Source organism: Pseudomonas sp. FW305-25 (assembly GCF_017351415.1).
Lineage (GTDB): Bacteria > Pseudomonadota > Gammaproteobacteria > Pseudomonadales > Pseudomonadaceae > Aquipseudomonas > Aquipseudomonas chlororaphis.
Genome location: NZ_JACNDE010000005.1, coordinates 190,386 through 212,474, shown reverse-complemented (window position 1 = coordinate 212,474; position 22,089 = coordinate 190,386). Strand labels below are relative to the sequence as shown.

The 22,089-nt window shown below is 64.6% G+C and carries 18 protein-coding genes; 12 read left to right on the top strand and 6 right to left on the bottom strand.

The window, feature by feature from the left end; translation table 11 throughout:
• Nucleotides 1–77: 77 nt before the first annotated feature.
• From J4E58_RS07660 to J4E58_RS07645, 4 genes are read right to left on the bottom strand one after another with little or no spacing between them, the layout of a single operon-like run.
• Nucleotides 78–1,259, bottom strand: a complete 1,182-nt coding sequence (locus tag J4E58_RS07660) for a hybrid sensor histidine kinase/response regulator (RefSeq protein ID WP_087090676.1) — start codon at nt 1,257–1,259, stop codon at nt 78–80.
• Complete coding sequence (locus J4E58_RS07655) at nt 1,253–1,858, bottom strand: chemotaxis protein CheB (RefSeq protein WP_087090675.1); 606 nt, start codon at nt 1,856–1,858, stop codon at nt 1,253–1,255. The genes J4E58_RS07660 and J4E58_RS07655 overlap by 7 nt, the downstream gene beginning before the upstream one ends.
• A complete protein-coding gene (locus tag J4E58_RS07650) occupies nt 1,855–2,670 on the bottom strand; it encodes a protein-glutamate O-methyltransferase CheR (RefSeq protein ID WP_025808689.1) in 816 nt (271 codons plus the stop codon). The genes J4E58_RS07655 and J4E58_RS07650 overlap by 4 nt, the downstream gene beginning before the upstream one ends.
• The gene (locus tag J4E58_RS07645; RefSeq protein ID WP_087090673.1) at nt 2,670–6,146 is read right to left on the bottom strand and encodes a response regulator; all 3,477 of its coding nucleotides are present in this window, start codon (nt 6,144–6,146) and stop codon (nt 2,670–2,672) included. Before J4E58_RS07645 ends, J4E58_RS07650 begins: the two co-directional genes overlap by 1 nt.
• A gap of 261 nt (nt 6,147–6,407) precedes the next feature.
• Here J4E58_RS07645 and J4E58_RS07640 point away from each other — a divergent pair, with 261 nt between their 5' ends.
• The 8 genes from J4E58_RS07640 (at nt 6,408) to J4E58_RS07605 (ending at nt 15,289) form a co-directional block, all read left to right on the top strand.
• Complete coding sequence (locus J4E58_RS07640; protein ID WP_087090671.1) at nt 6,408–6,767, top strand: response regulator; 360 nt, start codon at nt 6,408–6,410, stop codon at nt 6,765–6,767.
• Between the two features lie 129 nt (nt 6,768–6,896).
• Nucleotides 6,897–8,189: a glycosyltransferase gene (locus J4E58_RS07635; protein ID WP_087090669.1), complete on the top strand. Its 1,293-nt coding sequence runs from the start codon at nt 6,897–6,899 to the stop codon at nt 8,187–8,189.
• 222 nt (nt 8,190–8,411) lie between these two features.
• On the top strand, nt 8,412–9,317 hold the full coding sequence (locus tag J4E58_RS07630) for an AraC family transcriptional regulator (RefSeq protein ID WP_053261601.1): 906 nt from the start codon (nt 8,412–8,414) through the stop codon (nt 9,315–9,317).
• Between the two features lie 257 nt (nt 9,318–9,574).
• On the top strand, nt 9,575–10,417 hold the full coding sequence (efeU, locus tag J4E58_RS07625) for an iron uptake transporter permease EfeU (RefSeq protein WP_087090667.1): 843 nt from the start codon (nt 9,575–9,577) through the stop codon (nt 10,415–10,417).
• A 9-nt stretch (nt 10,418–10,426) separates the two neighbouring features.
• A complete protein-coding gene (gene efeO / locus J4E58_RS07620; RefSeq protein ID WP_087090665.1) occupies nt 10,427–11,626 on the top strand; it encodes an iron uptake system protein EfeO in 1,200 nt (399 codons plus the stop codon).
• 18 nt (nt 11,627–11,644) lie between these two features.
• The gene (gene efeB / locus J4E58_RS07615; protein ID WP_087090663.1) at nt 11,645–12,967 is read left to right on the top strand and encodes an iron uptake transporter deferrochelatase/peroxidase subunit; all 1,323 of its coding nucleotides are present in this window, start codon (nt 11,645–11,647) and stop codon (nt 12,965–12,967) included.
• A 30-nt stretch (nt 12,968–12,997) separates the two neighbouring features.
• Nucleotides 12,998–13,822 (top strand): iron uptake system protein EfeO, encoded by an 825-nt coding sequence (gene efeO / locus J4E58_RS07610; protein ID WP_087090661.1) that lies wholly within the window; start codon nt 12,998–13,000, stop codon nt 13,820–13,822.
• A 267-nt stretch (nt 13,823–14,089) separates the two neighbouring features.
• The gene (locus J4E58_RS07605; RefSeq protein WP_087090659.1) at nt 14,090–15,289 is read left to right on the top strand and encodes an MFS transporter; all 1,200 of its coding nucleotides are present in this window, start codon (nt 14,090–14,092) and stop codon (nt 15,287–15,289) included.
• Between the two features lie 352 nt (nt 15,290–15,641).
• On the opposite strand, the gene pssA is transcribed toward J4E58_RS07605, so the two are convergent.
• Nucleotides 15,642–16,985, bottom strand: a complete 1,344-nt coding sequence (pssA, locus tag J4E58_RS07600; RefSeq protein WP_087090657.1) for a CDP-diacylglycerol--serine O-phosphatidyltransferase — start codon at nt 16,983–16,985, stop codon at nt 15,642–15,644.
• 206 nt (nt 16,986–17,191) lie between these two features.
• On the opposite strand from pssA, the gene J4E58_RS07595 reads away from it, so the two are divergent.
• On the top strand, nt 17,192–17,770 hold the full coding sequence (locus J4E58_RS07595) for a TetR/AcrR family transcriptional regulator (RefSeq protein WP_007932924.1): 579 nt from the start codon (nt 17,192–17,194) through the stop codon (nt 17,768–17,770).
• Nucleotides 17,771–17,824: 54 nt separating this feature from the next.
• Entirely contained in the window at nt 17,825–18,304 is a 480-nt protein-coding gene (locus tag J4E58_RS07590) for a nuclear transport factor 2 family protein (protein ID WP_053261441.1), read from the top strand.
• 108 nt (nt 18,305–18,412) lie between these two features.
• Here J4E58_RS07590 and sfnG read toward each other — a convergent pair whose 3' ends face one another.
• The gene (gene sfnG / locus J4E58_RS07585; protein ID WP_087090655.1) at nt 18,413–19,507 is read right to left on the bottom strand and encodes a dimethylsulfone monooxygenase SfnG; all 1,095 of its coding nucleotides are present in this window, start codon (nt 19,505–19,507) and stop codon (nt 18,413–18,415) included.
• Between the two features lie 365 nt (nt 19,508–19,872).
• Here sfnG and J4E58_RS07580 point away from each other — a divergent pair, with 365 nt between their 5' ends.
• Together J4E58_RS07580 and J4E58_RS07575 are read left to right on the top strand one after the other, a co-directional pair.
• Complete coding sequence (locus J4E58_RS07580) at nt 19,873–21,117, top strand: acyl-CoA dehydrogenase family protein (protein WP_087090653.1); 1,245 nt, start codon at nt 19,873–19,875, stop codon at nt 21,115–21,117.
• Nucleotides 21,118–21,298: 181 nt separating this feature from the next.
• Nucleotides 21,299–22,078: a TSUP family transporter gene (locus J4E58_RS07575; RefSeq protein WP_009044159.1), complete on the top strand. Its 780-nt coding sequence runs from the start codon at nt 21,299–21,301 to the stop codon at nt 22,076–22,078.
• The last annotated feature ends 11 nt before the right edge of the window (nt 22,079–22,089 follow it).

Sequence of the window (22,089 nt, the reverse complement as noted above, 5' to 3'; positions counted from 1 at the left end):
AGAAGCCTTTGTTCGGTCAATAGCTGCTGATACGACCATCCGGTCATCCAGAAGGTTGCGTGGGAGCCGGTGTTTTCCTACAGCGGCAGACAAACGCGAAACAGGGCACCTTCGCCGATCCTGCTGTCGACTTCGATGGTGCCGCCATGGGCGGTGACGATCTGCTCGGAAATGAACAACCCCAGCCCGAGCCCGGCCACCGCATGATTGACAGAGACGCGCTCGAACTGCTGGAAGATACGCGCCTGGTTTTCCTCGCTGATGCCAATCCCGTGATCGCGCACTTCGACCCGCGCCTGCCCGTCCGCGCTGTACACCCGTACTTCGATCGGGCTCTTGGCGCCATAACGCAAGGCATTGGTCAGCAGGTTGGAGATCACCTGTTCGATGCGGAACTCGTCCCACTGGCCGAGCACCGAGTCTTCGGCGTTCAGGGCAATCGACGACTCGGCGGCCTCGACCTGCGGCGCGAAATTCTCCAGCAGGCCACGCACCAGTTGCACCAGGTCGACCCGGCTCGGGCGGATCGACAGCTTGCCGGTACGGATCCGCGAGATGTCCAGCATGTCCTCGATCAGGCGGATCAGGCTTTTGATCTGGCGCTCGTCGCGGTCGACCATGGCATGCATCTTGTCCAGGGTGAAGGCGGCGGCGTTGTCGCGGGCCAGGTGCATCTTGCGCAGCTGGGTTTCCAGGATCAGGCCGTTCAGCGGCGTGCGCACCTCGTGGGCGACGATCGACATGAAATCGTCACGCATGCGCACCGCCTGCTCCAGCTCGTTCTGGGTCGCCTGCAACTGCTTGAGCAATGCCTCCTGCTCGCGCCGGCTCTGCTCCAGGGCTTCGACCTGCTGCTTCATGGCCTTGCTCTGCCGGTACAGGTCGACGAACACATTGACCTTGCTCTTCACCGCGTGGGTATCCAGCGGCTTGTGCAAAAAGTCCACCGCGCCGCTTTCGTAGCCCTTGAAGGCATAATCGAGCTCGCGCCCGGCGGCGCTGACAAACACGATGGGGATGTTCTTGGTCTTCTCGGTGCCGCGCATCAGCTCGGCCAGCTCGAAACCGTTCATGCCGGGCATCTGCACATCGAGGATGGCCATGGCGAACTCATGCTGGAGCAACAGCGACAATGCCTCGTCCGCTGACAGCGCCTTGTACACCTGGCGGTCCTCGCGCTTGATCAGCGCTTCGAGGGCCAACAGGTTCTCTGGCAGATCGTCGACGATCAGCAGCTTGGCTTGGATATTACTTAACATGCGATTCGTTCCAGCTCGACAAGCAGACGGCTGATGCCGTGCAAAGGGAGAATGTAATCCGGTCGGTGCAGCGCGATGGCCGCCTCGGGCATGGTCGCCACCTGGGCCTCGGCCGGGTCCTGGACAATGCTCAGGCCACCGCGCCGCTTGACCTGGGCCAGGCCTTGCGCGCCGTCCTGGTTGGCCCCGGTCAGCAGCACCGCGGCCAGGCGCGGGCCATAGGCATCGGCGGCGGAGTCGAACAGGTAATCGATGGCGGGACGCGAATGATGCACGCGCTCCTCCTGGCTCAGGGACAGGCTGCGGTCCTGTTCCACCGACAAGTGATAACCGGGCACGGCGAAATACAGGGTGCCGCGCTCGATGCTCTGCTTGTCGCGGGCCTCTTTCACGGGCAGCGCCAGGCGCTGGGCGAACAGCTCGGCCAACTGGCTGCGATGCTCTTCGGGCAGGTGCAGCACCACCACTATCGGCAGGCTGAAGCCCTCGGGAAACGCCGTGAAGATTTTCAGCAATGCCTCGACGCCGCCGGCCGACGCACCTATCACTATGGCCTCGACCCGCGGCAAGGCGGATTGCCCGATGGCGTCATCGTTCATGATTTGCGGTAGACCCGTTCTTGTTTGACCAGCGGCTCGAAATGCTCGCCGTAGGCCGAGAAGTCCAGGGTTTCCTTGCTGCCCAGTACCAGGAACCCACGGTGGCAGAGCGACTCGTGGAACAGGCCGAAGGCCCGGTCCTGCAACTTCTTGTTGAAATAGATCAGCACGTTGCGACAGGAAATCAGCTGGGTTTCGGAAAACACGCTGTCGGTCGCCAGGCTGTGATCGGCGAAGGTCACGTTCTCACGCAAGGTCTTGTCGAAGATCGCGTAGTCGTAGGCCGCCGTGTAGTAGTCGGCAAAGGAGCGCAAACCGCCGGCCTGCTGGTAGTTCTGGGTGTAGGCGCGAATGTTCTCCAGGGAAAAGATGCCCTGCTTGGCCTTCTCCAGGGAGCTGGGATTGATATCGGTGGCGTAGATGATGGTGCGCTCCAGCAACCCTTCCTCGCGCAACAGGATGGCCATGGAATAGACCTCTTCGCCGGTGCTGCAGCCGGCGATCCAGATCTTGATCGAGGGATAGGTCTTGAGCAGCGGCACCACTTCCTGGCGAATCGCCAGGAAGTGCGACGGGTCGCGAAACATCTCGCTGACCGGGATCGTCAGGAACTGCAGCAGCTGCATGAACGCGCCCGGATCGTGCAGCACCCGCTCCTGCAGGGCGGAAATGGTCTTGCATTCGAACTGGCGCAGCGCATGGTTGATCCGGCGCTTGATCGAGGCGCCGGAGTAATCGCGGAAGTCGTAGCTGTACTTGAGGTAGATAGCTTCGATCAACAGGCGCAGTTCGATCTCGGTATTGCGCTCCACTAGATTCTTTCCATCTTGGGTAACCAGACTCGAATGAGGGAAAACAGCCGGTCGAGGTCGATCGGCTTGGCCAGGTAATCGTTGGCCCCGGCCTGCAGGCAGCGCTCCTGATCGTCCTTCATGGCCTTGGCGGTCACCGCGATGATCGGCAGCTTGCGCCAGCGCGGCTGCTTGCGGATTTCCTGGGTGGCTTCGTAGCCGTCCATCTCGGGCATCATCACGTCCATCAGCACCAGGTCGATGTCCTCGACTTCGTTGAGCTTGGCGATCGCCTCATGGCCGTTGCGGCCGATGACCACGATCGCGCCCTTCTGCTCCAGGGCGCTGGTGAGGGCGAAGATATTGCGCACATCGTCGTCCACCAGCAGGACCTTGCGCCCCTCGAAGACCTTGTCGCGGCTGCGGGCGGCCTTGAGCATCTTCTGCCGCTCGTGGGACAGCTGCGACTCGACCTTGTGCAGGAACAGGGTCACTTCGTCCAGCAGGCGCTCGGGCGAGCGCGCGCCCTTGATGATGATCGAGCGCGAATACTTGCGCAGCTCCGCCTCTTCGTCGCGGGTCAGGTTGCGCCCGGTGTAGACGATCACCGGCGGGAACGAGCAGATGTCCTCGGTGGACATGCGCTTGAGCAGGTCGTTGCCGAGCATGTCCGGCAGCTTCAGGTCGATGACCATGCAGTCGTAGAGGTTGTCGCGCAGCAGCTCCAGGGCCTCCTGGGCCAGGCCGACGGCGGTGATCTCGATGTCGTCGTCGCCGATCAGCCGGGCAATGCTGTCGCGCTGCAGGTCGTCGTCCTCCACCAGCAGCACACGCTTGACCTTCTGGGTGAGCTTGGCCTCCAGGCGGGCGAACACGTCCTTGAGCTCTTGCCGAGTGGTGGGCTTGACCGCGTAGCCGATGGCGCCCATGTGCATGGCGGCCTCGACCCGGTCTTCCACGGAGATCACATGCACCGGGATATGCCGGGTGGTGGCATGCGCCTTGAGGCGCTGCAACACCGTCAAGCCGGAATGATCCGGCAGGCGCATGTCCAGCAGGATCGCGTCCGGCACGAACTGCTCGGCCAGGCTGTAGCCCTCGTCGGCGCCGTGGGCCACCAGGCACTGGTAACCCAGCTCGTGGGCCAGGTCATACAGAATGTGGGCAAAGTTCGGTTCGTCCTCCACCACCAGGATGCAGCGGGTGGCGAACGGCGCCTTGTCGCGATCGTCGGCGAAACGCGCAATCTCCACCTCGGGCACCGGGGGAATCGGCGACGTAGCCGGTTTGCTCGGCGCCGGCATCACCCGCACGGCGGCGGGCCTGGCCGCCTCTTGCGGCTCTGGTGCGTGCTCGACGTATTGTTCCGGCAGCACCAGGGTGAAGACACTGCCCTGCCCCGGCTCGCTGGCGACCGTGATCGAACCGCCGAGCAATGCCGCCAGGTCGCGGGAAATCGACAACCCCAGGCCCGTGCCGCCGTAACGGCGATTGGTGGTGCCATCGGCCTGGCGGAAGGCTTCGAAAATGCTTTCCTGCTGTTCCGGGGCGATGCCTATCCCTGAGTCGCGCACAGCAAAGGCAATGCCCGCCTCGGGCTCGCGCGACACGCTCAGGCTGACCTGGCCCTTCTCGGTGAACTTCACCGCGTTGGACAGCAGGTTCTTGAGAATCTGCTCGACCCGCTGGCAGTCGGTGAACAGCATCGAAGGCGCGCCGGGCTGCAACTCGACACGAAATTCCAGGCCCTTGTCCGCGGTCAGCGGCTGGAACAGCCCGCGCAGGCCTTCCACCAGGCGCGCGACGCTGGCGTTTTCCGGACGTACTTCGAGCTTGCCGGCTTCGACCTTGGAAATATCGAGAATGTCGTTGATCAGGTTGAGCAGATCGTTACCCGCCGAATAAATCGACTCGGCGAACTGCACCTGTTCGGCACTGAGGTTTTCCTCGGCGTTTTCCGCCAACAGCTTGGCCAGGATCAGCGAGCTGTTCAGCGGCGTGCGCAGCTCGTGGGACATATTGGCGAGGAATTCGGACTTGTACTTGCTCGAGCGCTGCAGCTCCTCGGCACGCTCCTGCAACTGCACCTGGGCCTGGTTCAGCTCGCCGTTCTTGCGGTCCATGGCGTCGCGCTGCTCCGCCAGCTGCTCGTTGGTCTGCTCCAGCTCCACCTGCTGGGCCTCCAGGTGCACCTGGGACTCCTTGAGCACCCGCGACTGTTCCTCGAGCTCCTCGTTGGCGGTCTTCAGTTCTTCCTGTTGCACTTGCAGCTCTTCGTTGAGCTGCTGGGTTTCGGCCAGCACTTCCTGCAGGCGCTGGCGATAACGCGCGCCCTCGATGGCGGTGCCGATATTGCCGGCGATCAGCTCCAGCAGCTCGACATCACGCTCGCTGAGGGCGCGCAGGAAGCCCAGCTCGATCACCCCGTTGACCCGGTCGTCGTCGCTGGTCGGCACCACCAGCACGCTGCGCGGCACGCCTTCGCCCAGGCCGGAGCTGACCTTGAAGTAATCGGCGGGCACCTCGTCCAGGCGGATCAGCCGGTCCTGCTGGGCCGCCTGGCCGACCATGCCTTCACCGAGGAAAATCGACTGTTCGCGCTCTTCCTGCTCGCGGGAGAAGCCGTAGGCGGCCACGCGCTTGAGGCCGCCGTGCTCTTCACGCACATACAGCGCCGCCACCACGCTGCCCAGGTATTGCGCGCAGAACTGCAGGAGGTTGCGCCCCAGCAGGTTCAGCGTCAGTTGCCCCAGCAACTGCTCGGCCAGTTCGGTCTGGCCACTGCGCAGCCAGGCCTGTCGCGCCAGGCTCCGGGCACTTTGCTGCTGGGCCTCGAGGTTGGCGCTGTAGCTCTTCGACAGGTTGAGCAGGTCGCGGCGCCCGATATAGGCCAGCAAGCCGCTGATCACCACCACGAACAGCAGGTACAGGACCACGCTGAGGATCGTGGTGCGCGTGACATTCTCGTTGCGATCGACCCGCAGTTGCTGCTCCATCGCCACCGCTTCGTCGTATTCCTTGCGCATCTGGTCGGTCAGGCGCTTGCCCCGGCCGGACTGCACCGAGCGGCGATAATCGCCCTCCTGGCGGCGCATCTCGATCATGTTTTTCGCGTGCAGGCCCCACTCTTCCTGCAAGGCTTCCAGGCGCTTGAAGCGATCCACCTGCTGTGGGTTATCCGCCACCAGCTCCCGCAGCTCGCGCAATTCGCTGAAGATCTGCGGCTTGGCCACTTCATACGGGTCGAGAAAATGCTCGTCGCCGGTGATCAGGAAGCCGCGCATGCCGGTTTCCAGGTCGACCGTCAGCTTGGCGGCCTGGTTGATGCCGTTGATCACCCGATCGCTGTGCTGGACCCACTGGATCGCCGAGAGCAGATAGCTGATCAGGGACACGAAGACCACCGCGCTGAGCACGCCCACACCCAGGGGAAGCGCGATGTTGCGGCTTAGCAGCTTGCGAAAACTCTGTTCATCGACCGAAGACGAAGAGATCATTGAAAGGCCTTGGTAAAGGGTCAAAAACCATGGAGTTTGCCCCAAAGGAGGGCAGCGTATCTATGCTTGCGACAAGCTCGGTGGCAATTTTTCATCCTGCACTGCCCGCCCTCGATCAGACAGGTTATTCTGGCACAGCTTGTACAGGATTACTTTTTTGTACAGCTTCGGGAACTTGTCATTGCGCGCTATTTACTGATGCAAGAGACAAGCACTTTTTTCCGCTGCCGTCTTTTTTTCCATTTTTTCGAGAGCCTTGCCATGTCCCCCACCGATTCCACCATCCTGGTCGTCGAAGACGATGCCATCGTGCGCATGCTGATTGTCGATGTGCTGGAGGAGCTGGAATTCAAGGTGCTGGAGGCCGCGGGCAGCGAAGAGGCGCTGGCCCGGTTGCAGGACAGCGCGCTGCGGATCGACCTGATGATGACCGACGTCGGCCTGCCCGGCATGGACGGCAAGGAACTGGCGGCCAGCGCCCGCGCCTTGCGCCCGGAGTTGCCGGTGCTGTTCGCCAGCGGCTACGCGGAAAACATCGAGGTGCCCGCCGGCATGGCGGTGATCGGCAAGCCCTTCTCCATCGACCAGTTGCGCGACAAGGTCCGCGCCATCCTCGGCTGAACCCTCGGTAACCCGCGCCGACCCGACGAACGCCTCGGCCATGGGCGCCAGGGCGGCCGCGCCAGCGCCCTGCTGTGGTTTAATGGCGCCCCTCGCAGACACCCCCGCGCTTTTCAGGAATACCCACTCATGAGTCCGACCGCCGCCACCAAAGTCCTGGTCATTGGTTACGTCTGGCCCGAACCCCGCTCATCGGCGGCCAGCGGGCACCTGATGCAGATCCTCCAGGTCTTGCTCGGGCAAGGCTGGGATATCACCTTCAGCAGCCCGGCCAACCCTGGCGAGCACAAGGAAGACCTGAGCGCCCTGGGCATCCGCGAGTGCCCGATCGAACTGAACAACAGCAGTTTCGACCGTTTCATCGCCGAACTGGCGCCGGACATCGTGCTGTTCGACCAGTTCATGATGGAGGAACAGTTCGGCTGGCGCGTCGAGCAGCAGTGCCCCGGCGCGCTGCGCGTGCTCGAGACCTCCGACCTGCAGAGCCTGCGCCACGCCCGCCATCAGCGCCTCAAGGAGCGCCTCAAGGCCAGCGACGACAACGATGACTTCAGCGCCCTGTTCGCCCCCGCCGCCGCGCAGGAGTTCGCCGCCATGGCCGACACCGACCAGGCCCGGCGCGAAATCGCCGCGCTGTACCGCTGCGACCTGAGCCTGATGATCTCCGAGTTCGAGATCGAGCTGCTGGTCGGGCAATTCGGTTTGCCGCCGGCCTTGCTGCACTGGTGCCCGCTGATGCCCGAGCACATGCCGCACAGCTATGTGCCCTTCGCCGAACGGGCGCACTTCCTGAGCATCGGCAACTTCCGCCACGCGCCGAACTGGGACGCGGTGCTGTGGATGAAGAACGCCGTGTGGCCGCTGATCCGCCAGCAGCTGCCGGGCGCGCAGTTGCATCTCTATGGCGCCTACACCCCGCCCAAGGCCGCGGCCCTGCACAACCCGGCCCAGGGTTTCCAGGTGATGAACTGGGCCGAGGATGCCTTGCAAGTCATGTCCGCCGCGCGGATCTGCCTGGCGCCGCTACGCTTCGGCGCGGGCATCAAGGGCAAGCTGCTGGACGCCATGCTCTGTGGCACGCCGAGCGTCACCACCCCGGTCGGCGCCGAAGCCATGCACGGTGACGCGCCCTGGCCGGGAGCGGTGGCCGAGTCGGCCAGCGCCATCGCCGCGGCGGCGGTGCGCCTGTACCAGGACCAGGCGCTGTGGAGCGCGGCCCAGGAACAGGGGCGCCAACTGTTGCTTGCGCGCTATCGGCAACAGGTCCACGGCCCAGCCCTGATCGAGCGCCTGCAGCACTGCCGGGCGAACCTGGCGCAGCTGCGTCGCGACAATTTCACCGGCGGCATGCTGCGTCACCATCACCACAAGAGCACCCAGTACATGGCGCAGTGGATCGAAGCGAAAAATCGCCTGGCCTGAGGCACGCCCGCCGATCCCCGGACGTCCAGGCGACAGCCGACCCTGTAGCCGCTGGCGCAGGCTGCGATCGACCCCGAAGGGGGCGCCGCTCTTGAGGGCCCTGAAGGTCCTGCGGACCTTATCGCAGGCTGCGCCAGCGGCTACAGGTGTTACGGCCGGCACTGGTGCTGAGGGTTTGAAGGAGGCATGATCGGGCGCAACAACGATAAAAAGCGCAGCGCCATGAGCCGATCAGCGAGAGTCACCGACCCTTCCTACGAATTGATGGACGACCATAACGGCCTGTCGATCATCTATCGCCAGCACGGCTTCCCCTGCCCCCTGGTGCGCTGGCATTTCCACAAGGAATACGAGCTGCACCTGATCGTCGCCAGCTCCGGCAAGGTGTTCATCGGCGACTACATCGGCAACTTCCACCCCGAATCGCTGTTCCTCACCGGCCCCAACCTGCCCCACAACTGGATCAGCCAGGTGGCCGAGGACGAAGTGGTGGCCAAGCGCGACATGCTGGTGAACTTCACCGACGAGCTGTTCGAAAGCGGCTATCAGGTGTTCGCCGAACTCAAGAGCCTGACGCCGCTGCTGGAGCGCGCGCAGTACGGCATCGAGTTCCGCTGCAAGCGCACCATCGCCCAGGCCATGGACCTGATGCAGCGCATCGCCGACTCCAGCGGCATCACCCGCCTCGGGCACTTTTTCATCCTGCTGGAACTGCTGGCCGCCTGTGACGATTACCAGTTGCTGTCCGGCGCCACCAACGTGCAACTGGCCGACGAGCACAACGTCGACCGCACCAACCGCGCGGTGGACTACATCTTCGCCCACTACGCCCGCGAACTGCCGCTGGAAGAAGTCGCCGACTACCTGGGCATGAAACCCACCTACTTCTCCCGAGTGTTCAAGCAGGCCACTGGTCGCTGCTTCGTCGAGTTCGTCAACCGCCTGCGCATCAGCAAATCCTGCGAATTGCTGGCCGACGGCGACAAGCCAGTGACCGACGTGTGCTTCGAGTCCGGCTTCAACAACATTTCCAACTTCAACCGGCGCTTCCAGCAACTCAAAGGCATGACCCCTTCCCACTACCGGCGCCTGGCCGTGCAGCGCCTGACCGAACAGAACCTGGCCTGACCCCACAAACACCGCCGCCCCCTTCGTAGGAGCGAGGCTTGCCCGCGATGCAGGCACTGCGGTGTGTCAGGCATTGTGCGGCGTGGCTATCGCGGGCAAGTCGGATCGCCGCCCGCTCGCTCCTACAGACACAAACACGCGCCCCGCGAAACGCGCTCCGTTCAGCTGACGTTCAGCAAATAGCAATCATAGCCATTTGTGAATACGTATCATTATGTTACAACTTAGCTCCCTATCTATCTCCCCGCCGGTGCTGAATGCTCGTTCCATTTCTGATCATGCTGCGCGAAGGGATCGAAGCCGCGCTCATCGTTGGCATCATCGCCAGTTACCTGCAACAGACCGGGCGCGGCCAGTGGATGCCGGCCGTGTGGATCGGCGTGTTTCTCGCCGCGGCCCTGGCGCTGCTGGTGGGTGGCGGCCTGGAGCTGATGAGCGCCGAGTTTCCGCAAAAGCAGCAGGAACTCTTCGAAGGCATCGTCGGCCTGGTGGCCGTGGGCATCCTCAGTTCCATGGTGTTCTGGATGCGCAAGGTCGCGCGTTCGATCAAGCACTCCCTGCAAGCCTCGCTGGACCAGGCGCTGACCGGCTCCCGGCACCAGGTCGCGGCGCTGATCGCCATGGTGTTCTTCGCCGTGGCCCGCGAAGGCCTGGAAACCGTGTTCTTCCTCCTCGCGGTGTTCCAGCAGAGCCAAGGCCCCGCCGCGCCCATCGGCGCCCTGCTCGGCCTGGTACTGGCGATCGTCGTCGGTTGGCTGATCTACAGCGGCAGCATGCGCCTGAACCTCAGCGCGTTCTTCCGCTGGACCGGCCTGTTCATCCTGGTGGTGGCCGCCGGCATCCTCGCCAACTCGGTGCAGGCCCTGCATGAAGCCGGGGTCTGGAACCACCTGCAGACGGTGCTGTTCGACTTCAGCGCCAGCCTGCCGATAGACGGCCCGCTGGGTTCGGTGCTGGCCGGCATGTTCGGTTACCAGGACGCGCCGACCGTCAGCACCCTGGGCGCCTATCTGATCTACCTGCTGGTGACCCTGGTGCTGTTCTTCATGCCCGGCGCGGCACCCACCGCCAGCCCATCGTCTTCCGTTTCCAGCCAGTAAGGCCTTTCCATGACCCAGCAAGCCTCCCCACAGCCCCCGGCACCGAGCGTCCTGCGCTGGGCACTCGCGGGCTCCGTGATGGTGATGATCGCCGCCGGCGGGCTGTTCTATTACGCCTCGCAGCTGGCCGCCAGCAAGCGCCAGGCGCACCAGGACGAAATCACCGTGACCATCCACCCCCACAGCTGCGAGCCGAACGCCCTGAGCGTGCCGGCCGGGCCAGCGAGCTTTCGTATCGTCAACCGCTCGGACCGCGCTGTGGAATGGGAAATCCTCGACGGCGTGCTGGTGGTCGAAGAACGGGAAAACATCGCGCCGGGCCTGAGCCAGGTGATCAACGCCAGGCTGCAGCCCGGCGACTATGCGATCACCTGCGGCCTGCTGAGCAACCCGCGCGGCACCCTGCATGTGACCCCGACCGCCGAGTCCGACGCCCAGGCCAAGGCCCGGCCGTCGATGGTCGCCTTTATCGGCCCGCTGTCGGAGTTCCGGGTCTACCTGAGCAGCCAAGGCACAGCACTGATCAAGGCCGTGACCGAGCTCGAGCACGCCATCCAGGCCGGCGACCTGGCCCAGGCCCAGGCCTTGTACCCGCCGGCGCGCGCGGCCTACCAGCGTCTTGCTCCGGCCGCCCAGCGCCTGGGCGAGCTGGACAACAGCATCAACGCCCGCGCCGACTATTTCGAAAAACGCGAGCAGGACCCCGCTTTCGTCGGCTTCCACCGCCTCGAATACGCGCTGTTCCAGCAACGCGACCTGAGTGGCCTGGCGCCGATCGCCCAGCGCCTGCTCAGCGATGTCACCACGCTCAAGCAACAACTGCTGGCCCAGCCGCTGCCACCGGAGCAACTGGTCAGCCTGGTCGCGCGCACCCAGCGCAGCATCGCCGAGGTGCGCGCCGGCAGCGGCGAGGAAGAACGCTACAGCCACAGCGACCTCAACGGCTTTGCCGCCAACCTGGAGACCACGCGCAAGGTCGTCGACCTGCTGCGACCCTTGCTGGCCAAGCCCGCCACCCCGCTGCTGGCGCAGATCGACAGCGCCCTCGGCGCCCTCGACAGCCAGTACAGCGCCTTGCGCAGCACCGAGGGCTATGCCTCCTACGACAGTGTCGGCGCCGATCAGCGCAAGCGGATCGCCGACCAGGCCAAGGCTCTGGCCGATGCACTCGATGGAATCGATCCCGTCCTTGGCCTCTCCGGCCTGTAAGCAGAAGACCTCCGCACGATGAACGATTCAGACGCTTCCAATCCAGATTTCTCCGCCCAACGCCGTCGCGTGCTGCTGGGCATGGGCGCCGCCGGTGTGGCTCTGGCCGGCAGCAGCCTGAGCTGCCCGGCGCTAGCAGCCCAGACCGGGAAAGCCGCCGCCCAGGTCACGCAAGCACCGAGCAGCGACCAGACCCAGGACCGCCATGACTTCCATGGCCAGCATCAAAGCGGCATCGTCACCCCGCGCCCGGCGGCCGGCATGCTGGTGGCGTTCGACGTGCTGGCCAGCGACCGCGAAGACCTGGAGCGACTGCTGCGCACCCTCGACCAGCGCATCCGCTTCCTGATGACCGGCGGCCCGGTACGTCAAGTCGATCCGAAACTGCCGCCGCTGGACTCGGGCATCCTCGGCCCGGTGGTGACCCCGGACAACCTGACCATCACCGTCTCGGTGGGCGCCTCGCTGTTCGACGAGCGCTTCGGCCTGGCCGCAGCCAAGCCCAAGCGCCTGATACGCATGGTCGGCTTCCCCAACGATGCGCTGGAACCCGACTGCTGCCACGGCGACCTGAGCCTGCAGTTCTGCGCCAACACCACCGACACCAATATCCACGCCCTGCGCGACATCGTAAAAAATCTGCCGGACCTGCTGCTGGTGCGCTGGAAGCAGGAAGGAAGCGTGCCGCCCCAGGCCCCGGCGCGTCCTGGCGAGCCGGCGCAGAGCGCGCGCAACTTCCTGGGTTTTCGCGACGGCTCGGCCAACCCCGACTCCAACGACCGCAAGGCCATGGAGCGGATCGTCTGGGTCCAGCCCGGCAGCGACGAACCGGCCTGGGCCGCCCATGGCAGCTATCAGGCGGTGCGCATCATCCGCAACTTTGTCGAACGCTGGGACCGCACGCCCTTGCAGGAACAGCAAAGCATCATCGGCCGGGTCAAGGCCTCGGGTGCGCCCATGGACGGCCAGCAGGAACACCAGGTGCCGGACTACCGCAAGGACCCGCACGGCCAGCTGACCAAGCTCGACGCCCACATCCGCCTGGCCAACCCGCGCACCGCCGAGACCCAGCGCAACCTGATCCTGCGCCGGCCGTTCAACTACTCCAACGGGGTGAACAAGAACGGCCAGCTGGACATGGGCCTGCTGTTCATCTGCTACCAGGCCGACCTGGAGCAAGGCTTCATCGCGGTGCAAACCCGCCTCAACGGCGAGCCCCTGGAGGAATACCTCAAGCCGGTGGGCGGCGGTTATTTCTTCAGCCTGCCCGGCGTCAGCGGCGAGCACGACTTCCTCGGTCGCGGATTGCTCGAGGCCACCCAAGCGAAAACCCGTGCCTGACCACCCTCCATACCCCCACGGAAACGTCCCATGAAAAAGTCGCCCCTTGCTGTGTTGCTGACCCTTGGCTTGCTGCATGTTCCGCTGTCGGCGGTTGCCGCCACCTCGCCGCTGGAGCTGGTGGGGCCGATTTCCGACTACAAGATCTACGTCACCGAGCAGCTCGACGAACTGGCCAGCCACACCCAGGCTTTTACCGACGCGGTGAAGAGAGGTGATTTGGCTACGGCTAAAAAACTCTACGCACCGACCCGGGTGTACTACGAGTCGATCGAGCCGATTGCCGAACTGTTCAGCGACCTCGACGCGGCCATCGACTCGCGGGTCGACGACCACGAAAAAGGCGTCGAGGCCGAGGACTTCACCGGCTTCCACCGTATCGAGTATTCGCTGTTCGCCCAGAACTCCACCCAGGGCCTGGACGCGCTGGCCGACCGTCTGAACAAGGACGTCAAGGACCTGCAGGCCCGCGTCGCCGGCCTGACCTTCCCACCGGAAAAAGTCGTCGGTGGCGCCGCCGCCCTGCTGGAGGAAGTGGCCGCGACCAAGGTCTCCGGCGAGGAAGACCGCTACAGCCACACCGACCTCTACGACTTCCAGGGCAACATCGACGGGGCGAAGAAAATCGTCGACCTGTTCCGTGCGCAGATCGAGCAGCAGGACCCGGCCTTCGTCGCCAAGGTCGACAAGAACTTCGCCACGGTGAACAAGATCCTGGCCAAGTACAAAACCGCCGACGGCGGCTTCGAGACCTACGACAAGGTCAAGGACAACGACCGCAAGGCGCTGGTGGGCCCGGTCAACACCCTGGCCGAAGACCTCTCGACCCTGCGCGGCAAGCTGGGCCTGGACTGATCTCCAGATACCCGGCCCGATCTTGCGTAGGAGCGAAGCTTGCTCGCGATAAACCCGCCAGAACAACACGGTGAAATTTGACGACCGCCGCTGCGCGGCTATCGCGAGCAAGCTTCGCTCCTACAGGCAGGCGTCCGGCCGGCGTGCCGATGACTCGCCGCATCACCCAGGCTGCTGATCTACCCTCACCTGCGCCGATAACCCTGGGCGGCGGCGCGTTTTAGCGATAACGTCCCGCGCACTCCTGACTTTCATGGAAGATTTTGCATGCCAACTGCCACGGCCCAACCGCCGCAGACTGCCGCGCCGTTCAAACTGCTGCCGCTGATGCTCGCCTACATGGCCTGCACCATGTCGATGATGGCCTTCGTCTCGCTGATCGGCCCGATCGTGCGCGTGCTCGGCCTGGCCACCTGGCAGGCCGGCGCGGCGGTGACCGTTTCCGGGGTGATCTGGATGCTCCTGGCGCGCCCCTGGGGCCAGGCCAGCGACCGCTTCGGGCGCCGTCGGGTGCTGCTGCTCGGCACGGCCGGCTTCACCCTCGCCTACTGGGCGCTGTGCCTGTTCATCGATGTCTCGCTGCACCTGCTGCCGGGCATGTGGCTGGCCTTTATCGGCCTGATGCTCGGGCGCGGCCTGATCGGGGTGTTCTACGCGGCCATCCCGGTGGGCGGTTTTGCCCTGATCGCCGACAACGTCGAACCCGAGCATCGGGCCCGCGCCATGGCCACCCTGGGCGCCGCCAACGCCGTCGGCCTGGTGCTGGGGCCGGCCGTGGCCGCGCTGCTCGCCCGGGTCAGCCTGAGCCTGCCGCTGTACGCCATGGCCGTGCTGCCGCTGGCGGCGTTCCTGGTGCTGCTGTACAAGCTGCCGCGCCAGGAACTGCACCTCAAGCAGGCGCCGCGCTCGGTACGCCTGAGCGACCCGCGGCTGCGCCGGCCGATGGCGGTGGCCTTCGTCGCCATGCTTTGCGTGTCCATCGCGCAGATCACCGTGAGCTTCTACGCCCTCGACCGCCTGGGCCTGGACAGCGCCGACGCCGCCCAGGCCGCCGGCATCGCCCTGGCCATGGTCGGCGTGGCGCTGATCTGCTCGCAACTGGTGGTGCGCAAACTCGAATGGCCACCGCTGCGGATGATCCGCGCCGGCGCGCTGCTGGCCGCCAGCGGTTTTGCCGGCTGCATGCTGGTGGAGACCGCCTGGGGACTGTGGCTGGGGTTCTTCGTCTCGGCGGCGGGCATGGGCGCGATCTTCCCGTCCTTCTCTGCCCTGGCGGCCAACGCCGTGGATGCCTCCGAACAAGGCGCCACCGCTGGTTCGATTGGCGCGGCCCAGGGATTCGGCGTGGTGATCGGCCCGTTGGCCGGCTCGCTGATCTACGCCGTCGAACCGCGCCTGCCCTACCTGATTGCCACACTGTTGCTGCTGTTGGTGGCGAGCTGGCCGGCGGCGAAAAGCCCCAGCTGATCCGGGCGCTGATATAGCTGTAGCCACTGCCGCAGGCTGCATACGTCCCGAAGAGGCGCGGCGATCTCAAGACGAAGGCCCTGCGGGCCTTATCGCAGCCTCGCGGGCTCGGCAGCGGCTACAGGATCGGGGCCTGGCTTCGTGTAGCCGCTGCCGAGGGCTGCGTACGTCCCGAAGAGGCGCGGCGATCTCAAGACGAAGGCCCTGCGGGCCTTGTCGCAGCCTCGCGGGCTCGGCAGCGGCTACAGGCGGGACCCGGCTTCGTGTAGCCGCTGCCGCAGGCTGCGATAAGCCCCGCAGGGGCTTCAGGGCCAGCAAGAACGACCCCATCGTGGATCGTTCGCCGCGGACCTCAGAGGATGCGGTAGAGCAACCGCTCGATCCGCACCCGGCTGACCCGGCGCAGGAACTTGCCGACGGCCGCCGGGTAGTCCACCAGGGTTTCCAGGCGCTGGAAGTGCTCGATGCGCCGGGTGTGGCGGAAGATCGTTTCCAGCTCCTGGCGCCGCGGTTCCAGCAACTCGCCCTTGGGGTCGTCGAGCAACAAGGCGTTTTCCAGGTCGAGGCGGAAGGCCCGCGGGTTGAGGTTGTTGCCGGTGAGCAAGGTGTAGCGCTGGTCCACCCACATGCCCTTGAGGTGGTAGGTGTTGTCGCCATCGCGCCACAGGTGCAGGTTCAGGCGGCCGCTGTCGATGGCCTTCTGATGCCGCTTGGCGAAACGCCGCAGGCTGATCTCATAGAGGTACGGCAGCGCGGCGATGACCTTGAACGGCTCGCTCGGCGGAATGTAGAAGTCGTTGGCGGTCTTGTCGCCGACGATGATGTCGATCTTCACTCCGCGCGCCAGAGCGCGGTTGATTTCCCGGGTCACCGCCAGCGGCAAGTTGAAGTACGGCGTGCAGATGGTCAGTTGCTGCTGGGCGCTGGCGATCAGTTCGCAGATGACCCGGCTCAGCGGGTTGTTCTTGCCCACCCCGAGCAGCGGGCTGACCGACAACTGGTCCTTGAGCACCCCGCCGGCACTGGTGTCGTAGGCCGCGTGCTTGAGGCGGCTGCGCAGGTCGCCGATGTCATTGCGCAGGCTGCGGGTGGTCGGCAGGTTCGGCAGGTCCAGGCGATGCACCGCCCGCGACGCCACCAGGCCATGCTGGACCAGGTGCTGCATGGAGTCGGCCAGCTCGCGGTTGTGCAACAGGTGATAGCGGTCGAAGCGGTATTTGTCGAACTTGTGCAGGTACACGTTGTTCAGGCTGGCCCCGCTGTAGATCACGCAATCGTCGATCACGAACCCCTTCAGGTGCAGCACGCCGAACAGCTCGCGGGTCTGCACCGGCACGCCGTACACCGGCACTACGCTTTCGTGGGTGCGGGTCATTTCCTGGTACCAGGCCGAGTTGCCCGGCTGCTTGCCGGCGCCGATCAGCCCGCGCTGGGCGCGCAGCCAGTCGACCACGACCACCACGTCCAGCTCCGGACGCGCGGCCTTGGCGGCGTGCAAGGCATCGAGAATTTCCTGGCCGGCCTCATCCTGTTGCAGGTACAGCGCGACGATATAGATGCGCCGGGTGGCCTGGGCGATCTTCTCCAGCAGGCAATGGCGGAATTCGGCGGCGCCATTGAGGATGGACAGGTCATCGGCAGCCAGCGGGAAGCTGCGCAATTTGGGCAGCAGGGAACGTTTGAAAAGCGACGGCATAGGGCTCGCAGAAGGTCGAATCCAAAAGAGCGCAAGAGCTTACACCAAGGTGCCGGCCCGGGTCTTGCGGGGCGCTGTGAAGATTTGTCGCCTGCCCTCTCGCGCCTGCCGCGCAAGCGCGGGTGAAGGGATGGGTCGCGACAATAAATTCATCGATCGAAAATAACTTATTGACCAAGGAGAACGATCGTTCTACTGTACGCCGCATGAACGAAATCACTAGCAACGACACACGCGACATCATTCTGGATGTCACCGAAAAGTTGATCTATAAAAGTGGCATCGCCGCCACGGGCATGGATCTTCTGGTGAAGACCGCCGGCGTCTCCAGAAAGAGCATCTACCGCTACTTCACCACCAAGGACGAACTGGTGGTGGCCGCCCTGCAACGCCGCGACCTGCGCTGGATGCACTGGTTTCGCAGCGAAGTGGACAAGGCCCCGACCGCGGCCGCGCGCCTGCTCAACCTGTTCACGGTGCTGGGCGGCTGGTTCGCCTCGGAGGACTTTCGCGGCTGCGCCTTCATCAATACCAGCGGCGAGACCGGCGACCCGCAGGACCCGGTACGGGTGGTGGCCAGGGCGCACAAACAGAAACTGTTCGACTACGTGTTCGAGCTCTGCAAGGAACACGCCTCGGAAAAACCCGGCACCGAAGATCCGGAGGAGCAAGCCAGACAGCTGCTGATCCTGATTGACGGCGCCATTACCGTTGCACTTGTGATGGGTGATCGCAGTGCCGCCGATAATGCGCAATGCATGGCGCGAAAGTTATTGGACCTGTAATCGTTTAAAACAAGCTCGACACTGCTGAACCTCAACTTTCATTGGAGACTTTAAATGTCATCTAACGCTGAAGTTCGTCCGCCACTTCCCCCCTTCACCCGCGAATCGGCCATTGAAAAGGTCCGCCTGGCCGAAGACGGTTGGAACTCCCGCGACCCGCAGCGGGTGTCCCTGGCCTACACCCTGGACACCCAATGGCGTAACCGCGCCGAGTTCGCCCACAACCGTGAAGAAGCCAAGGGGTTTTTGACCCGCAAATGGGCCAAGGAACTGGACTATCGCCTGATCAAGGAACTCTGGGCCTTTACCGACAACCGCATCGCTGTGCGTTATGCCTACGAATGGCACGACGACTCGGGCAACTGGTTCCGCTCCTACGGCAACGAGAACTGGGAGTTCGACGAGCACGGCCTGATGGCCAACCGCTACGCCTGCATCAACGACATGCCGATCAAGGAAAGCGAGCGCAAGTTCCACTGGCCGCTGGGCCGGCGCCCGGATGACCATCCGGGGCTGTCCGACCTGGGCCTGTAACCTTCTTCTGTAGGAGCGGCCGGTCGACGCTCGATTGCGCGCGATGCTGGCGACGCGGTGTGTCCGCTAAACCGCTATCGCGAGCAAGCTTCGCTCCTACAGTCCACCTCAAGCTGCGGCATCCTCGCGCTTCAGCGCCGCCTTGGCTTCCAGCTCGCGCACCAGTGGCAACACCCGCTTGCCGAAGTACTCCACCTCTTCCTGGAAATGCAGGAACCCCGCCAGCACCAGGTCCACGCCCACGGCCTTCAAGGCGACGATGCGCTCGGCGATCTGCTGCGGCGTGCCGATCAGGTTGGTCTTGAACCCGTCGTTGTACTGCACCAGGTCCTCGAAGGTGGATTTGGCCCAGTTGCCCTCGCCTTCCGGCGATGCCTTGCCCGCCTGTTTCGCTGCGTCGCCAAAGGCATTCACCGCTTCCGGATCGGCCTGGTCGACGATCTCGGCCAGCACCGCGTGTGCTTCTTCCTCGGTGTCGCGGGCAATCACGAAGGCATTGACCCCGACCTTCACCGAATGCTTGTTCGCCGCGGCCTTGGCACGGATGTCGTCGACCTGGGCCTTGATGCCTTCCGGCGTGTTGCCGTTGGTGAAATACCAGTCGGAGACGCGTGCCGCCATATCCCGCGCGGCGCGGGAACTGCCGCCCTGGAACACTTCCGGCCGGCCCAGCGGCTTGGGCTTGAGGCTGTAGTTGTCGAAGCGATAGAAGTCGCCACGGAAGCTGAAGTTGTCCTGGCTCCAGATGCCCTTGAGGGAACGGATGAACTCTTCGGAACGCCGATAGCGCTCGTCGTGCTCCAGCCAGTGTTCGCCGATGGCCTGGAATTCGCCCTTGAACCAGCCGCTGACGATATTCACCGCGATCCGGCCATTAGTCAGCTGGTCGATGGTCGCCAGTTGCTTGGCCGCCAGCGCCGGTTGCCAGGGGCCGGGCAGGATCGCCGCGATCACCTTGAGCTTGTCGGTAGCGGCCAGCAGCGCATGGCTGAACGCCACGGACTCATGCTGGAACTCGGCGCCGTAACCGGCGGTGAAGCGGATCTGGGTCAGGGCGTACTCGAACCCGGCGGCCTCGGCCAACTGCGCCAGCTTGCGGTTGTAGTCGATGCCCCAGTGGGTGCGTTGTTCGATCTTGCTGACCACCAGCCCGCCGCTGACGTTCGGTACCCAGTAGGCAAATTTGACGGCTTGCTGACTCATTGGCGTGTCCTCGCGACTGAAGTGTCCGGGGAACAGAGCAGCAACCGTGCCAGCCGGAAAACTCCGGGGCCGCGCGCCCCTGTAGCCGCTGCCGCAGGCTGCGAACGGCTGCGCAGCAGACGCTGCCTGTGCCGACGCAGGAAGGCCCTTCGGGCCTTTTCGCAGCCTGCGGCAGCGGCTACAGGTAGACCGTCGAACCCTGCGTGAACAGGTCGATTTGTTGATGCGCTGTTGGCTGGGCAACAGTTGCCAACCAGCCACCCTGCGCCCGGCCCGCTGATTACAGCCACCCGCCTCCCGGCACGGACCGTGCAATCTCGTCCGCGCAAACCACGCTTTCACTGCCGACTCAAGGAGCTGTGCCCATGACCGAACACCAGGTGATCAATCCATTGTCCGTAGGCGTCGACTACGAAGCCCTGGCCGGGAGCTTCCGCCCGATCTTCAAGCGGATCGCCGCTGGCGCGGTGGAGCGCGAGCAATCGCGCAGCCTGCCGTACGAGGCGATCCAGTGGCTCAAGGAAGCCGGTTTTGGCGCGGTGCGGGTGCCGGTGGAATACGGTGGCGGCGGTGCCTCCCTGCCGCAGTTGTTCCAGTTGCTGATCGAACTGGCCGAGGCCGACTCCAACGTGCCGCAAGCCTTGCGCGGGCATTTCGCCTTTGCCGAGGACCGCCTCAACGCTGCCCCAGGGCCGGCACGGGACCTGTGGTTCAAGCGTTTCGTCGAGGGCGACATCGTCGGTTGCGCCTGGACCGAGATCGGTAGCGTGGCCATTGGCGAGGTGATCACCCAGGTCTCGCCGGCCGGCGACAAGTGGCGGCTCAACGGCGAGAAGTTCTACAGCACCGGGAGCATTTTCTCCGACTGGATCGATGTCTACGCCCGGCGCAGCGACACCGGTGGGGATGTGATCGCCGCGGTGCGCACCCGCCAGCCGGGCATCGTGCAGAGCGACGATTGGGACGGCTTCGGCCAGCGCACCACGGGCAGCGGCTCCTCGCGCTTTGTCGATGCCGAAGTGGAGGCCGAGAACCTTATCGACTTCGCCACCCGCTTCAAATACCAGACCGCGTTCTATCAGTTGGTGCTGCTGGCGACACTGGCGGGCGTCGGCCGCGCCGCGGTGCGCGATGTGGCCCACGAGGTGCGCGCGCGCAAACGCATCTACAGCCACGGCAACGCGCCCCGGGCCAGCGAGGATGCCCAGGTGCAGCAGGTGGTCGGAGAAATCTCGGCCCTGGTGTATGCCGCCGAGGCCAGCGCGGTGCGCGCGGCGGAACCGGCGCAGCAGGCGTACCTGGCACGTTTTGCCGGGAATGACGAGGCAGAGCGGGCAGCCAATGTCGCCGCGGAAATCCAGTCCGCCACGGCCCAGGTGGTGGTCACCGAACTGATCCAGCGCGCCACCAGCGAGCTATTCAATGCCCTGGGCGCTTCGGATATCCGCCAGGGCAAGGCCCTCGACCGTCACTGGCGCAACGCCCGTACCCTGTCGTCGCACAACCCGGTGATCTACAAGGCGCGCATCGTCGGCGATTGGCTGATCAATGGCAGCGAACCGCCGTTCGTGTGGCAGATCGGCAACGGGCCGCAGCGCAAACAGGCCTGAGGGGCTGGGAAGGCTGAGGGGTTTTTCGCGAGCGAGCTCGCTCCTACAGGAGTCAGGCCATCCTGTAGGCGCGAGCTTGCTCGCGATAAGGCTCTGGCACGGTCGCAGGCATCCGAGGTTATGGGTAAGATACCGACCTTTCGCGCAACTCTTCTGCGCCCCGCCGAAATAAGTCGATCCCATGCCTTTCGAACTCAGCGTAGATTTGACCACCCTCGCCATTCTGGCCCTCGTCGCCTTCATTGCCGGCTTTATCGACGCCATTGCCGGCGGCGGCGGCCTGCTCACCACCCCGGCGCTGCTCACCGCCGGCCTGCCGCCGCACCTGGTGCTGGGCACCAACAAACTGAGTTCGACCTTTGGCTCGGCCACCGCCAGCTTCACCTTCTACCGACGCAAGCTGTTCCACCCGCGGCAATGGACCCACGCCATAGTCGGCACCCTGGTGGGTGCGCTGACCGGCGCGGTGGTGGCCCATTACCTGCCGGCCGAATGGCTGAACAAGATGCTGCCGGTGATCGTCTTCGCCTGTGGCGTGTACCTGCTGTTCGGCGGCACGCCGAAAGCGCCGCTGGACAGCGAGGCGCCGATCAAGAAAAAGTGGCAATCGACCCAGGGCTTCAGCCTCGGTTTCTACGACGGCGTGGCCGGCCCCGGCACTGGCGCCTTCTGGACCGTCAGCAGCCTGCTGCTCTACCCCATCGACCTGGTCAAGGCCAGCGGCGTGGCGCGCAGCATGAACTTCGTCAGCAACGCGGCGGCGCTGTCGATCTTCATTTTCTCCGGCCAGGTGGATTGGGCCATCGGCCTGAGCATGGGCCTGTCGCTGATGGTCGGCGCCTTCTTCGGCGCCCGCACCGCCATCAGCGGTGGCGCGAAATTCATTCGCCCGGTGTTCATCACCGTGGTCCTGGGCCTGACCGTGCGCCTGGCCTGGCAGCACTGGTTCAGCGCCGTTTGACCCACTGAAAC

Excerpts from the sequence above, each read along its gene's own strand:
- J4E58_RS07630 (WP_053261601.1), top strand. The coding sequence starts at position 8,412 with ATGAGCCGATCAGCGAGAGTCACCGACCCTTCCTACGAATTGATGGAC.
- efeO (WP_087090665.1), top strand. The coding sequence starts at position 10,427 with ATGACCCAGCAAGCCTCCCCACAGCCCCCGGCACCGAGCGTCCTGCGC.
- J4E58_RS07580 (WP_087090653.1), top strand. The coding sequence starts at position 19,873 with ATGACCGAACACCAGGTGATCAATCCATTGTCCGTAGGCGTCGACTAC.
- J4E58_RS07655 (WP_087090675.1), bottom strand. The coding sequence starts at position 1,858 with ATGAACGATGACGCCATCGGGCAATCCGCCTTGCCGCGGGTCGAGGCC.
- J4E58_RS07605 (WP_087090659.1), top strand. The coding sequence starts at position 14,090 with ATGCCAACTGCCACGGCCCAACCGCCGCAGACTGCCGCGCCGTTCAAA.
- J4E58_RS07635 (WP_087090669.1), top strand. The coding sequence starts at position 6,897 with ATGAGTCCGACCGCCGCCACCAAAGTCCTGGTCATTGGTTACGTCTGG.
- pssA (WP_087090657.1), bottom strand. The coding sequence starts at position 16,985 with ATGCCGTCGCTTTTCAAACGTTCCCTGCTGCCCAAATTGCGCAGCTTC.
- J4E58_RS07590 (WP_053261441.1), top strand. The coding sequence starts at position 17,825 with ATGTCATCTAACGCTGAAGTTCGTCCGCCACTTCCCCCCTTCACCCGC.
- J4E58_RS07645 (WP_087090673.1), bottom strand. The coding sequence starts at position 6,146 with ATGATCTCTTCGTCTTCGGTCGATGAACAGAGTTTTCGCAAGCTGCTA.
- J4E58_RS07575 (WP_009044159.1), top strand. The coding sequence starts at position 21,299 with ATGCCTTTCGAACTCAGCGTAGATTTGACCACCCTCGCCATTCTGGCC.
- sfnG (WP_087090655.1), bottom strand. The coding sequence starts at position 19,507 with ATGAGTCAGCAAGCCGTCAAATTTGCCTACTGGGTACCGAACGTCAGC.
- efeU (WP_087090667.1), top strand. The coding sequence starts at position 9,575 with ATGCTCGTTCCATTTCTGATCATGCTGCGCGAAGGGATCGAAGCCGCG.
- efeO (WP_087090661.1), top strand. The coding sequence starts at position 12,998 with ATGAAAAAGTCGCCCCTTGCTGTGTTGCTGACCCTTGGCTTGCTGCAT.
- J4E58_RS07640 (WP_087090671.1), top strand. The coding sequence starts at position 6,408 with ATGTCCCCCACCGATTCCACCATCCTGGTCGTCGAAGACGATGCCATC.
- J4E58_RS07595 (WP_007932924.1), top strand. The coding sequence starts at position 17,192 with ATGAACGAAATCACTAGCAACGACACACGCGACATCATTCTGGATGTC.
- efeB (WP_087090663.1), top strand. The coding sequence starts at position 11,645 with ATGAACGATTCAGACGCTTCCAATCCAGATTTCTCCGCCCAACGCCGT.
- J4E58_RS07660 (WP_087090676.1), bottom strand. The coding sequence starts at position 1,259 with ATGTTAAGTAATATCCAAGCCAAGCTGCTGATCGTCGACGATCTGCCA.